Raw genomic sequence first — 12,742 nt, 5'->3', positions numbered from 1 at the left:
TGAACGATGCGCCGATCCAGACCGGAAGAGCAGGAGAATCACGAGCGCTGGCTGGTGTCCTACGCGGACTTCATTACCCTGCTGTTTGCCTTTTTTGTTGTCATGTACTCCATTTCCTCGGTCAACGAGGGCAAGTACAAGGTGTTATCCGATACGCTGGTCGGTGCCTTTAATCAGCCGCAGCGCTCGGTCGACCCGATTCAGATCGGCTCGGAACTGCCGCGCGGTATTACCCGCGAGAACAATGACGCTACCGGTGCCGGGACTCCGGAGGGCACCAGTGACGCCTTGCAGGATATCACCGCAGCGATGGAAGCGGCCTTCGGGGATCTCATTCAGTCCGGTGAGCTGGAGGTCCGTGGCAACGAGATGTGGGTCGAGATCGAGCTGAGTTCGGGGTTGCTGTTTCCTAGCGGCGATGCGCTCCCGCTGGATGCCGCCTTTGATCTTATTGACCGGATCGCGGCCATTCTCAAACCCTATGACAATCCGGTGCATGTGGAAGGCTTTACCGACAACATTCCGATTCGCTCCGGTCGCTATCCGACCAACTGGGAGCTTTCTGCCGCGCGGGCGGCCAGTGTGGTGCGCATGCTCAGCAATGGCGGAGTCAACCCTGACCGGCTGGCTGCGGTAGGCTATGGTGAATTCAGGCCTGTTGCCGATAACACGACGGCGGCTGGCCGCAGGGCCAATCGTCGGGTGGTGCTGCTGGTATCTCGTTATCTTGACACTCGGCACGAGCAAGTCGCTGAACCTGACGAGCGTATTGATGTGATGCGTGAAGCGCGCACGCCGTTGCCTTCTGGCACGGCTCCTGCATCGGACGCTCTGCAATAGGTAAAACAGACGGCGGGCTGTCAGAATGTTGGCGTTTCATTATTTTTGCGGGATGCGCAGTGGTTCCGGCATCCTCGGAGGCAGGGTATGAGAGTCTGGGCTGTAGCCAACCAGAAGGGCGGGGTGGGCAAGACCACGACAGCCGTCGCGCTGGCGGGCCTGCTTGCAGATCAGGGCCAGAAGGTATTGGTCGTGGATCTCGACCCGCACGGCTCGATGACCAGTTATTTCGGCCAGGATCCCGACCAGCTGACCAGCAGCGTTTTCAATCTGTTTCAGCACAACGGGCAGGTGCCCGAGGGGCTTGCGGCGGCATTGCTGAAAGAGACCTCGCATCCGAATATCGGTCTGTTGCCCTCAAGCACCTCGCTGGCGACCCTGGAGCGTCAGTCGGCCGCGCAGGGCGGTTATGGTCTGGTGATCTCGCGAGCGCTGGCGCAACTGTGGAACGACTACCAGTTCGTCATTATCGACAGTCCGCCACTCCTCGGCGTGTCGATGATCAATGCACTGGCGGCGTGCGAACAACTGATTATTCCGGTACAGACAGAGTTCCTGGCACTCAAGGGGCTTGAACGGATGGTGCATACCCTCAACATGGTCAACCGCTCGCGCAAGCAGGCGTTGCCCTACACCATCGTGCCCACGCTGTTTGACCGCCGTACCCAGGCGTCACTCAATACCTTGCGGCTGCTGCGTCGCGACTACGCGGAGCATCTGTGGCAGGCGTACATTCCGATTGATACGAAACTGCGCGACGCCAGCCTTGCGGGCGTGGTGCCATCGCAGCTTGATCAGAATGCCCGTGGGGTGCTGGCTTACCGGGCGTTGCTGCGGTTTTTGCTGGCCCAGTCGCTCAATCGCCGTGAGCAGGTGGCGTGAGAACGGGCTGCCGGGTTCGCTAATGCTTTGCCTTGGCGCGCCGATAACCAATACAGGCCGTTACCTATGGGGTGACGGCAATGCGAGACGATCTGGTTGTTATGAGTAAACCCTTGTTGCCGGTTCAGGAGTTCGTGCCCGAGCAGACCATTCAGCATTATCTGGATGCCCTGCTGCAGGATGCGGCTGATGAGCTGGCCCGTGCCGAACAGGAAAGTCTTGCGCCGGCTCCGCAGCCTGAGGTTGCCGAGCCGACGCCGCTGCGAGTGCTGGAAAAATCGGAGCCTGATCGGCCTGTGGCCAGGCCTGCGCCGCCGGTGGTGGCGGCGCGCGAAGAGCCCGATCCTATCGCCGCCGAACCTGTACCGCCGGCCAGGTCAGTGCCGCAGTGGCGGGAACAGCCTTTCGAGGCGCTGCTGTTTGATGTTGGCGGGCTCAAACTGGCGGTGCCACTGGTGCTGCTGGGTACCATTTACCCGCTGGAAGATGAAATTACCCCGCTGTTCGGTCAGCCGGACTGGTTTCTCGGTATCCTCGCCACCCAGGCCGGCAATATCAAGGTGCTGGACACGGCGCGCTGGGTCATGCCCGAGCGCTACACGCCGGAGCTCAAGGACAGCCTGTCCTTTGTGATCTCGGTTGAAGGTTACGACTGGGGTATGGCCGTGCACGGCGTACAGCAGTCGATTCGGCTCGCGCCGGAACAGATCAAATGGCGCTCACAGCAGGGCAAGCGACCCTGGCTTGCGGGTACCGTGATTGATCACATGTGTGCGCTGCTGGATGTGTCTGCGCTGGCCGAGCTGATAGTGGGTAACGCAGGCTCTGCTGCGGCTGGTAATGCCGCGGCGCCAGCATTAGGATGAGCGGGTAGGGTGGCGTTGCCGAGTGACGCGCTCGAGCCCTGGACTTAAATGATGATCGGGAAGCAAGACAATGAAGAATAATTCGGGACAAGGTGCTGAAGATCCGATCCTGCAATGGGTGACCTTCCGGCTCGACAACGAGACCTACGGCATCAATGTTATGCAGGTGCAGGAAGTACTGCGACACACCGAGATCGCCCCTGTGCCGGGTGCGCCCTCCTATGTGCTGGGGATCATCAACCTGCGTGGCAATGTGGTGACGGTTATTGATACCCGTCAGCGCTTTGGCCTGAGCCCGGCTCCCATCACCGATAACACTCGCATCGTGATCATCGAGGCAGACAAGCAGGTTGTCGGCATCCTGGTCGACAGCGTGGCCGAGGTGGTGTACCTGCGTCAGTCCGAGATCGAGACGGCGCCGAATGTGGGTACGGATGAGTCGGCCAAGTTTATTCAGGGCGTCTGCAACAAGAACAACGAGCTGCTGATTCTGGTCGATCTCGAGAAGATGATGACCGAGGACGAGTGGGCAGAATTGTCGGGATTCTGACAGATGAATGAGCCCTGGCTGCTGCTGGTGGTGGGCGGTGTGGTCGGCCTGTTGCTGGCCGCGCTGGTCGGCCTCATTGCCCTGTTCGTCCAGGTGCGTCGCCTGCCGACTCTGCAGCAGCAACTGGACGTTCGATTGCAGGCGCGGATGGACCAGCTGGCGCGGGATCTTGCCACCTTCCAGCAGGGCAGTATACGCATGGGGGAAGAGCTGACTGCACTGCGCCAGCAGGTCAAGCGACTCGAAGACAAGCAGCTCAAGCTTGAGCAGCAGGACCCCCAGGCGATGCCCTATAACCAGGCCGCCAGGCTGGTTGGCATGGGCGCCAGTATTGAAGATCTGACCCAATCCTGCGGTCTGTCCAAGGCCGAGGCCGAACTGTTCGTCAAACTGCACGCCTCCCGCCAGGGCTGACCTGGACGCCAGACTACTGTTGTTCCTTGCGTTCCAGCTGCAGTGGTTTTTCCTTTCCGGCATCCGGGTCGAATCCCGCCGGCCGCTTCCCCTTTATGTACCAGGCAAAGGCAATGATTTCGGCGATCGTCCGGTACAGGGCTTCGGGTATCTGATCGCCCAGCTCCATGCGTGCCAGCATTCTTGCCAGTTCGGCGTTCTCGTAGATCGGTACTTCGTACTGCATCGCCAGGTCGATGATCTGTTGTGCCAGATCCCCTTCGCCCTTGGCGGTAATGGTCGGTGCCTGTTCTCCGCCGTCATAGACCAGCGCAATCGCTTCTCGGGATGTGCTCATCAGGTTACCTCGTCGATCCAGCCTTGCTGGACCGGCTGGCGTGGTGGCGGTGGTGTACCCCGGTGGCAGCTCAGCTCGCCGACATCCAGCCCCTTGGCCAGCAGCCGGTCGCGCAGGGCGCCGATTTCACTGTTGATCAGGCCCAGTGTTTCCTGCCGCTCTGCCCACAGCTCGCTGCTGACCTTGTCATTTCGCAGACGGGCAATTGCCTGCATGTTGCCCAGGTGATCCAGATTGAACGCCAGCCTGACTTCCCATATCGGCACCGGTTCCGGCTGACGTGGTGTTGGCGCCGACTCATCGCGCTGGATGCGGACCTGAACATGGTTGAACTGCTGGCCGTCGCGCAGCGGGATTTCAAGCTGCCAGGTTGTCTGGCTGCTGCCGTCCGAGAAGGTTTGGGTTTGGCCCATGCTCTGCAGTTGATGGTGCTGAATACGCGATAGCAGCGCTGCGGTAAGGCGCAGCAGGCTGCCCAGATCGTTGGTTTCGCCCAGCGCCTGCAGGGCGCGGGCGGGCAGGGGGAAGAGGCCAGGCTTGACGATTACGCCTTGCTGCGCCAGCTGCATTGCCTGTTGCCATGGTCCGGTCGGTGTCTGCGGTGGCGTCAGAGCCGAGCCCGGTAGCTGTTGCTGCAGGGTAACCAGTAGGCTGACCAGCGCACCCTTGAAGTCTGCGCCGGCCAGCGGCTCTGTTGCGCGTGGTGCGCTCAGGCTGGCCAGCAGCGGCAGCAGCTTGTCGAGAGCGGGCAGGGCCGGCTTGGCACCGTCACCGGGCGACGTAACCGGAGCCTTGCCGTCCGGGTTGAGTTCGCCAGCCTGTTGTCGGCCCATGATATCGGCAAGACGTGCCAGGTTGGCTTCCAGAAAATTGCCGCTCTGGGCCACCGCATTGGCGACGCCGGTCGCAGTCATCAGTTGCGGCGCATCGACAATCTGCTTCAGTACGTTGGCAACCGCCAGTTGCAGTGCCGGCACGGCCGGCAAGTCGCCTGGCGATGCCGCCAGCGAGGCCAGTCGCGTGAGCAGTAGTTCTGATGAAGCCTGCTGCTGGAAGGCGGCGCGCAAGCCTTGCAGCAGATCGGCCTGGCGGACCTGCTCGCTGCTGCTGAGCACGCGCAATTCGCCCTGGCTGCCAACGGTTGCGTTGAGCAGGGTGCCGGGCTCGACCGGGCGCGTGCTGTTAATGCTCAGCAGTGTCTGTTGGGCGCTCTGCTGGACCAGTTGGGCCACCAGTTCGTAGCGCGCAGCCTGGCTGGTGGTGGCTGGAATCGTTTGCTGGCTGATCACCCGCGCCTGGACCGGGGAGCCGGCAGGAAACTGCGCCGGATCAAGGCGGGTCAGCAGCTGGGCATTTTGTGCGCTGACCTGCTGTACGACTGCCATCAGCTGGGTTTGGGTCACCGCCTGGACCACCATGCGGGTTCCGGTCGCAAGCGGCTGGTTGCTGCTGGCAGGCAGGGTGGTGGTGCCGCTCATGTCCTGCTTGACGATCTTCAGCAGCAGATCGAACTGGCCGCCTGCATTCGGTTTGGCGCTGCTCTGCACGACATCCGCGTCAGCCTGATCGCCGCCCAAAACCTGCAGTGCGTCAATTGGACGCAATAGCTGCAGCGCCACCATGATGGCGTCGGCAGAACGCGCCGGCGTAGCACTGGTGCTGCCGGTTGGCGGGGTGTTGCTGGTCGGTGGCAGGCGAAAGTCGGGGCTCATGCTGTCACATGTTGACGTAAATCGAGGTCCCCCGCAAAAGGGGGGCATGTATAATGGCGCCGCTGGAAAACAGGCGCTCCCGCAGGTCTTGCTGGCTACAGAGTATAGCGGCAGACGGGGCGGGATCATTAATTAGCCGCTACCACCCAGGTAGCGTTCGGAGCAGCGGTGGCAGCTGAGCAGATCGACATCATCGACCTGGCTTGTGAGCGGGATGAGCGTGAGCTCTTTGCCCGGCTGGACTGCTGTCTTCAGGCAGGCGACGTATTGCAGGTCGCCGGCCCCAATGGTGCAGGCAAGACAAGTCTGCTGCGTATTCTGGCTGGCCTGATGCCTGCCTCGGCCGGTGATATTCATTACGGTGGCCGATCTATCCTGGGTGGCAGCGGGCGCGAGTTCTGGCGCCGCCACTTGCTGTTTCTTGGTCACGCCACGGCGGTAAAAGCGACCCTGAGCGCAGAAGAGAATCTGTCCTGGCTTTGCGCGCTCGACCAGCCCGTCGACCGTGAGGCGATCTGGGATGCTCTGGCTGCGGTTGGCCTGCGCGGCTATGAAGATGTGCCCTGTCGGCAGATGTCGGCCGGCCAGCAGCGTCGTGTGGCGCTGGCACGATTGCGGTTGCAGACCGCCAAGCCGATCTGGGTGCTGGACGAGCCCTTTACCGCGCTGGATCGGGCGGCAGTGCAGGTGTTGGAACAGCAGATTCTGGCGTTTGCTCGCGACGGCGGCATCGCGGTGCTGACAACCCACCACAGTCTGGACCACCTGAGTGAGGTTCGGCGGCTGGATCTGGGGCGGGTTTGCTGATGGGTAACGTGCTCTGGCAACTGCTGCGCCGTGAATGGCAGCTGACCTGGCGGCGCCCCGGCGAGGTGCTCAATCCGCTGGTGTTCTTTGCCATGGTCATTACTCTGTTTCCGCTGGCGGTCGGCCCCGAGCCGGCGCTGCTGCAGCGCATGGCGTCGGGTGTGATCTGGGTGGCGGCATTGCTGGCGACCCTGTTGTCGCTGGATGGGCTGTTTCGCAGTGACTTTGAGGACGGCTCGCTGGAGCAATGGGTATTGTCTCCCCATCCCCTGACACTGCTGGTGCTGGTCAAGGTGCTGCACCACTGGCTGATGTGTGGTGTCATGCTGGTGCTGTTGACGCCGGTGCTGGGCATGATGCTGGCTTTGCCCTGGTCGGTGATCCCGGTACTCTGTGCCACGCTGCTGCTCGGTACGGCCGTACTGAGCCTGCTGGGAGCCATCGGTGCGGCGCTGACGGTAGGGTTGAAGGGCGGCGGCAGCATGCTGCTGGCATTGCTGATACTGCCTCTGTATATCCCGGTGCTGATTCTCGGCACCGGTGCCATGGATGCGGCATTGCAGGGTTTGCCGGTGCAGGGTTACCTGCTGTGGCTGGGCTGCCTGGCAGTGCTGGCATTGAGTCTGGCTCCGCTGGCAATCGCAGCGGGCCTGCGAATCGGGGTTAGCGAATAATTGCGGAGTTGAACGGCGAATGAGCTGGATGTTTTTCCACAAACTGGGCTCGCCCAAATGGTTCTATGAGATCAGCGGCAAACTGATGCCCTGGATCGCTGCCTTCAGTCTGCTGGCACTGGTTGTCGGCAGCGTCTGGGGTTTGGTGTTTGCCCCGCAGGATTACCAGCAGGGCAACAGTTTCCGCATTATCTACATCCATGTGCCGGCGGCGATTCTTGCCCAATCCTGCTACATGATGCTGGCGGTAGCTGGCGTCGTTGGCCTGGTCTGGCGCATGAAACTGGCAGATGTCGCGCTGCAGTGTGCGGCGCCGATCGGGGCCTGGATGACCTTTGTTGCGCTGATCACCGGGTCAATCTGGGGAAAGCCGACCTGGGGTACCTACTGGGAGTGGGATGCGCGACTGACGTCGATGCTGATCCTGCTGTTTCTGTACTTTGGCATCATTGCCCTGCGCATGGCGATCAGCAATCGTGATACCGCAGCCAAGGCGACGTCGGTGATGGCGATTGTCGGCGTGATCAATATCCCGATCATCAAGTACTCGGTCGACTGGTGGAACACCCTGCACCAGCCTGCCACCTTCACTATTACCGAGAAGCCGGCCATGCCGCCGGAAATGTGGCTGCCGCTGCTGGTTATGGTACTGGCGTTCTACGGGCTGTTTACGCTGAATCTGTTCATGCGCATGCGGCTGGAAATCCTGAAGCGCGAGCACAAGACCCGTTGGGTACGTGATGCGCTGGAGAACAATTCATGAGCGACCTGGCGACCTACTTTGCCATGGGTGGACATGGCCCCTACGTCTGGACTGCCTACGGAATTACGGCTGCAGTTCTGATCCTGTTGTTCCTCACCCCGATGATCGGACGTCGTCGGCTGGTGCAGGCCGAAGCACGCCGTCGTCGGCGAGAGGAATCCTGATGCATCCCGCACGTAAGAAACGCCTGATTCTGATTTTGCTGGTTCTGCTGGGAGTAGGGTCCGCCGTGGCGCTGGCCCTGACTGCCCTGCGCGAAAACATCAACCTGTTCTACACCCCGACCCAGATTGCCGACGGCGAGGCACCCCAGGGTGCGCGCATTCGTGCTGGTGGCATGGTGGTCGAGGGCAGCGTCAAGCGCTCGACCGACTCCCTCGATGTCCGCTTTGATGTATCCGACGGCGCCAAGGCTGTGACCATTGCCTACAGTGGCATCCTGCCGGATCTGTTCCGTGAAGGGCAGGGCATCGTCGCGCTGGGTCGCATCAATGCCGATGGCGTGCTGGAGGCAGACGAGGTGCTGGCCAAGCACGATGAAGAGTACATGCCGCCCGAAGTGGCCAAGGCGATGAATGACGCCATGGCCAACAAGGCTGCCCAGCAGCCGCAAGCGGAATAAGGGGGCAGCATGATTCCTGAACTTGGGCAGATCGCCCTGATCATAGCGCTGTGCCTGTCGGTTCTGCAGGCAACAGTGCCGCTGTATGGTGCCTGGCGTGGTGACGGCATGGCCATGGGGCTCGGTCAACCGGCGGCCGCGGCGCAGTGCCTGTTCGTGGCCTTTGCCTTTGGCTGTCTGGTCCACGCCTTTGTGGTTGACGACTTCAGCGTGACCTATGTTGCGCTCAATTCCAACTCGGCACTGCCCTGGTATTACAAGGTCAGTGCGGTTTGGGGGGGGCACGAGGGTTCTCTGCTGCTGTGGGCGCTGATTCTGGCGGGATGGACCTTTGCCGTGGCGATCTTCTCGCGCGATCTGCCGGAGGAGATGCTGGCCCGTGTGTTGGCAGTGATGGGCATGATCAGCGTCGGCTTCCTGTGCTTTATGCTGATCACATCCAACCCGTTTGATCGTCAGCTGCCGTTCCATCCGGTCGACGGCAACGACCTCAACCCGCTGCTGCAGGACTTCGGCCTGATCGTCCACCCGCCGATGCTCTATATGGGTTATGTCGGCTTCTCGGTGGCCTTTGCCTTTGCTATCGCGGCGCTGCTGGGCGGTCGTCTTGACGCCGCCTGGGCCCGCTGGTCGCGGCCCTGGACCATCGTCGCCTGGGCATTTCTGACCATCGGTATCGTGCTTGGCTCCTGGTGGGCCTATTACGAGCTCGGCTGGGGGGGCTGGTGGTTCTGGGACCCGGTAGAAAACGCGTCATTCATGCCCTGGCTGGTGGGTACTGCACTGATCCACTCGCTGGCGGTGACCGAAAAGCGCGGCGTGTTCAAGAGCTGGACCGTGCTGCTCGCCATCGCGGCCTTCTCGCTGAGTCTGCTGGGTACCTTCCTGGTACGCTCCGGCGTGCTGACCTCGGTGCATGCGTTTGCAACCGATCCGGAGCGCGGCGTGTTCGTGCTGGGCTTCCTGCTGGTCGTGGTTGGTGGTTCGCTGCTGCTGTATGCCCTGCGTGCGCCGGTAGTGAAGAGCCAGATCGGCTTTGCCTGGAACTCGCGTGAAGCGCTGCTGCTGGTCAACAACGTGGTGCTGGTGGTTTCGGCGCTGATGGTCCTGCTCGGCACCCTGTACCCGCTGATCATGTCGGCGTTCGACACCCTGGTGTCGGTTGGCCCGCCGTACTTCAACGGCATGTTCCTGCCGTTGATGGCGATTCTGATGGCTGCCCTCGGTGTCGGCATCCTCAGCCGCTGGAAGCAGACCCCGATGGACTGGCTGGTTGGCCAGCTCAAGTGGGTACTGGTGCTGGCAGCCGTGGCTGCAGTCGCTATCGCCCTGTGGATCGGTGCCCACCAGTTGGCGGTCGGCAGTCTGCTGCTGCTGGTCTTCTGGGTGTGTGGCGCCAGTGTGCGGGACATCCTGCACAAGAGTCGCAACAAGGGGCTGGTCGCCGGTGTTCGTGCGTTGCCGCGCAGCTACTGGGGCATGACCCTGGCGCATGTGGGTATCGCGGTCTGTGCCGTTGGTGTGGTCGGTGCCAGTTTGTTCGACAATCAGCGCGACCTGCGCATGGCGCCGGGTGACGCTCTGGATCTGGGCGGCTACACCTTCGTATTTGATGGCGTGCGCCACCGTGAGGGCCCGAACTGGGTGTCAGATCAGGGCACAGTCAGTGTCTATTCCGGCGACCGCCTGCTGACCACGCTGCACCCGGAGAAGCGCCTGTACCGGGTGAAGAATCAGGTAATGACCGAGGCGGGCATTGACGCCGGTTTTACCCGCGACCTGTTCGTTGCCATGGGCGAGCCGCTTGAGGGTGATGCCTGGGCGATGCGGGTTCATATCAAGCCCTTTGTGCGCTGGATCTGGCTGGGCGGCCTGATGATGATGGCTGGTGGCCTTCTGGCTGCCAGTGACAAGCGCTACCGTCTCAAGGCGCGCCAGCGCGCCGACCAGCCGGCCAGTCGCGTTGCCGGGGAGCCTGCCTGATGCGTCGTCTATTGCTGATTGTGCCGCTGCTGCTGTTTCTGGTGCTGGCCGGCTTCTTCCTGCAGAGCCTGATGACCAAGGAAGAAGGCGTGACCGAGCTGGAGCTGCCGTCACCGCTGTTGAACAAGCCGTTCCCGACGTTTGATCTGCCATCGGTGATCGACGGCGAGCCGCGCATTACCCAGGCTGATCTCAAGGGCCCGGCGCTGGTCAATATCTGGGCGACCTGGTGTGTTGCCTGCCGCGTCGAGCATCCGGTGCTGAACCGTCTCGCTGCCGAAGGCGTGGTGATCTACGGGGTCAACTACAAGGACACCAATGCAGACGCGATCAAGTGGCTGAAGGACTTTCATAACCCCTATCAGTTGAACATCAGCGATGCCGATGGCCGACTCGGGCTTGATCTGGGCGTTTACGGCGCACCGGAAACCTATCTGATCGATGCCAACGGCGTGATCCGTCACAAGTTTATCGGCGTGATTGACGACCGGGTTTGGGACACCGACCTGGGCGCGCGTTATCAGGCGCTGGTGGAGGAGGCCAAATGAGCCGACGACTGCACTGGCTTGCACTCGGGCTGCTGCTGATGGCTGGCGGCGTCGGGGCGGCGGTGGATACCTTCGAGTTCCGCTCGGAGCAGGAGCGTGATCGCTTCTACGCCATCGGTTCCGAACTGCGCTGCCCGAAATGTCAGAACCAGAATATTGCCGACTCCGATGCGCCGATTGCGGCTGACCTGCGTCAGGAGGTGTTTCGACTGCTGGAGGACGGGCGCAGTGACGACGAGATCGTCGACTACATGGTCGCCCGCTATGGCGAGTTCGTTCGCTACAAGCCGGCTCTGAACCGCGATACCGCGGTGCTCTGGTTCGGACCGCTGGCGTTCCTGCTGGTAGGCGTGCTGGCGCTGGTCTTACTGGTTCGCCGCCGGCAGCGGGCGGTGAATGAATCCTCTGATGCCGGTCTGTCGCCGCAGGAGCAAAAGCGGCTGGACGAACTGCTCAACAAGAAGAGCCAAGATGACTGATTTGTGGTTGGGAGCCGCCGCCCTGTTGCTGGTCGCGGCCGTGATGATGCTGTGGCCGCTGCGCCGGCGCCAGCGGATGGATCGGGTGGATCGTACCGCCCTGAACGTGGCCCTTTACGAGGAGCGCGTCGCCGAGCTGGAAGCGCAGGCGCGGGCGGGGGATCTGAGTGAGTCGCAGCTTGCTGCCGCCAAGGGCGAGGCCAGTCGGCTGCTGCTTGAAGACACCGCCGCTGCCGACGCGCGGCAGGCGCCGCTGACCCGTCAGTTCACCTGGCTGCTGATTATCGCCGTTCTGGTACTGCCGCTCGCCGTGCTGGGGCTTTATCGTCAGTGGGGCGCGGCCGATGGCCTGGCGCTGTACCGCGAAATGCAGGCTACCCCCCAGGTGGATTCGCTAGAAGCGCTGATCGACCGCACCCAGCGGGTAGTGCAGGTGCAACCCGAGAACGGAGAGGCCTGGTACATGCTGGGGCGCGCCTATATCAGTGCCCAGAACCCGGAAAAGGCGGCCGATGCCTTTGGCAATGCGCTGGCGCGTCTGGGTGAGCAACCCGAGGTATTGGCCCAGCTGGCACAGGCACGTTATTTCGCCAACGGCAACAAGCTCGATGCCGAGTCTGCGCTGGCGCTGGACAAGGCCATCGAGCTGGACCCGCAGCAGCCTACCGCGCTGGGCCTGCTCGGTATCGCCGCCTTCGAGGCGGATGACTTTGCCGGTGCCATTCGTTACTGGCAGCAGTTGCAGCAGGGTATGGCAGAGAACAGTCCCGGCGCTCAGGCCATTCAGGGCGGTATTGACCGTGCCCGTCAGCGCATGATCGATGCCGGCCAGACACCGCCGGAAGCGCCGGTGCTGCTGGCGGTCAAGGCGCAGATCAGCATTGACCCGGCGCTGCGCGCCAGCCTGCCGGATAGCGCCAGTGTATTTGTCTTCATCCGCGAGCCGAACGGCCCGCCGATGCCGCTGGCGGCCAAACGTCTGACCTTGGCCGAGCTGCCTCTGGAGCTGAGCCTGAGTGAAGCCGATGCCATGCTGCCCGGCGTCAAGCTGAGCGCAGAGCAGCCACTTGAGCTGGTCGCGCGGGTATCGCTGGATGGCGATGCGCGCAGCGGTACCCATATCGGCAGGGTCGACGAGGTTCGCGCCGGCTCCGAGCAGGTGTATCAACTGGTCATTGATCAGTCCGTCGAGTAACTCTGTCCGGGCTCCCGGCTGTCCGGCCGGGAGTCATGCCCCGTTTCCTGTTGTCCAATTCGGCATGGCC

The 12,742-nt window shown here is 62.2% G+C and carries 16 protein-coding genes; 14 read left to right on the top strand and 2 right to left on the bottom strand.

Annotated elements, in window-relative coordinates; genetic code table 11:
* Positions 1–6: 6 nt before the first annotated feature.
* From motD to AC13EY_RS01730, 5 genes are all read left to right on the top strand, one after another.
* Complete coding sequence (motD, locus tag AC13EY_RS01750; RefSeq protein ID WP_482876099.1) at positions 7–840, top strand: flagellar motor protein MotD; 834 nt, start codon at positions 7–9, stop codon at positions 838–840.
* An 87-nt stretch (positions 841–927) separates the two neighbouring features.
* Positions 928–1,722 (top strand): ParA family protein, encoded by a 795-nt coding sequence (locus AC13EY_RS01745; protein ID WP_088273667.1) that lies wholly within the window; start codon positions 928–930, stop codon positions 1,720–1,722.
* A gap of 101 nt (positions 1,723–1,823) precedes the next feature.
* Positions 1,824–2,588 carry a CheW domain-containing protein gene (locus AC13EY_RS01740; protein ID WP_228246162.1) on the top strand — a complete coding sequence of 255 codons (765 nt, stop codon included), beginning with the start codon at positions 1,824–1,826 and terminating at the stop codon, positions 2,586–2,588.
* A gap of 70 nt (positions 2,589–2,658) precedes the next feature.
* On the top strand, positions 2,659–3,138 hold the full coding sequence (locus AC13EY_RS01735) for a chemotaxis protein CheW (RefSeq protein WP_088273668.1): 480 nt from the start codon (positions 2,659–2,661) through the stop codon (positions 3,136–3,138).
* A gap of 3 nt (positions 3,139–3,141) precedes the next feature.
* Positions 3,142–3,552 (top strand): DUF2802 domain-containing protein, encoded by a 411-nt coding sequence (locus AC13EY_RS01730; RefSeq protein ID WP_228246161.1) that lies wholly within the window; start codon positions 3,142–3,144, stop codon positions 3,550–3,552.
* 13 nt (positions 3,553–3,565) lie between these two features.
* Here the strand turns inward: AC13EY_RS01730 and AC13EY_RS01725 are convergent, their stop codons facing one another.
* Positions 3,566–3,889 carry an EscU/YscU/HrcU family type III secretion system export apparatus switch protein gene (locus AC13EY_RS01725; protein WP_373314989.1) on the bottom strand — a complete coding sequence of 108 codons (324 nt, stop codon included), beginning with the start codon at positions 3,887–3,889 and terminating at the stop codon, positions 3,566–3,568.
* A complete protein-coding gene (gene fliK / locus AC13EY_RS01720; protein WP_482876095.1) occupies positions 3,889–5,601 on the bottom strand; it encodes a flagellar hook-length control protein FliK in 1,713 nt (570 codons plus the stop codon). The genes AC13EY_RS01725 and fliK overlap by 1 nt, the downstream gene beginning before the upstream one ends.
* A gap of 168 nt (positions 5,602–5,769) precedes the next feature.
* On the opposite strand from fliK, the gene ccmA reads away from it, so the two are divergent.
* The 9 genes from ccmA to ccmI are packed head-to-tail and all read left to right on the top strand — an operon-like array spanning position 5,770 to position 12,672.
* Positions 5,770–6,408 (top strand): cytochrome c biogenesis heme-transporting ATPase CcmA, encoded by a 639-nt coding sequence (gene ccmA, locus AC13EY_RS01715; protein WP_482876093.1) that lies wholly within the window; start codon positions 5,770–5,772, stop codon positions 6,406–6,408.
* Positions 6,408–7,082: a heme exporter protein CcmB gene (ccmB, locus tag AC13EY_RS01710; protein ID WP_482876091.1), complete on the top strand. Its 675-nt coding sequence runs from the start codon at positions 6,408–6,410 to the stop codon at positions 7,080–7,082. The genes ccmA and ccmB overlap by 1 nt, the downstream gene beginning before the upstream one ends.
* Positions 7,083–7,101: 19 nt before the next feature.
* A complete protein-coding gene (locus tag AC13EY_RS01705; RefSeq protein WP_482876089.1) occupies positions 7,102–7,845 on the top strand; it encodes a heme ABC transporter permease in 744 nt (247 codons plus the stop codon).
* Positions 7,842–8,009, top strand: coding sequence for a heme exporter protein CcmD (ccmD, locus tag AC13EY_RS01700; protein ID WP_088273675.1), 168 nt, complete (start codon positions 7,842–7,844; stop codon positions 8,007–8,009). Before AC13EY_RS01705 ends, ccmD begins: the two co-directional genes overlap by 4 nt.
* Positions 8,009–8,467 (top strand): cytochrome c maturation protein CcmE, encoded by a 459-nt coding sequence (gene ccmE, locus AC13EY_RS01695; protein ID WP_482876087.1) that lies wholly within the window; start codon positions 8,009–8,011, stop codon positions 8,465–8,467. Before ccmD ends, ccmE begins: the two co-directional genes overlap by 1 nt.
* Positions 8,468–8,476: 9 nt before the next feature.
* Positions 8,477–10,450 (top strand): heme lyase CcmF/NrfE family subunit, encoded by a 1,974-nt coding sequence (locus AC13EY_RS01690; protein WP_228246157.1) that lies wholly within the window; start codon positions 8,477–8,479, stop codon positions 10,448–10,450.
* Positions 10,450–10,998, top strand: a complete 549-nt coding sequence (locus tag AC13EY_RS01685; RefSeq protein ID WP_228246156.1) for a DsbE family thiol:disulfide interchange protein — start codon at positions 10,450–10,452, stop codon at positions 10,996–10,998. The genes AC13EY_RS01690 and AC13EY_RS01685 overlap by 1 nt, the downstream gene beginning before the upstream one ends.
* Positions 10,995–11,477, top strand: coding sequence for a cytochrome c-type biogenesis protein (locus tag AC13EY_RS01680; RefSeq protein WP_233048227.1), 483 nt, complete (start codon positions 10,995–10,997; stop codon positions 11,475–11,477). The genes AC13EY_RS01685 and AC13EY_RS01680 overlap by 4 nt, the downstream gene beginning before the upstream one ends.
* Positions 11,470–12,672 carry a c-type cytochrome biogenesis protein CcmI gene (gene ccmI, locus AC13EY_RS01675; protein WP_228246154.1) on the top strand — a complete coding sequence of 401 codons (1,203 nt, stop codon included), beginning with the start codon at positions 11,470–11,472 and terminating at the stop codon, positions 12,670–12,672. Before AC13EY_RS01680 ends, ccmI begins: the two co-directional genes overlap by 8 nt.
* Positions 12,673–12,742 lie beyond the last annotated feature (70 nt).

Source organism: Halopseudomonas sp. L-58, from assembly GCF_056859475.1.
The sequence above is the reverse complement of the archived record's forward strand: the minus strand, read 5'-3'. Positions and strand labels throughout refer to the sequence as shown.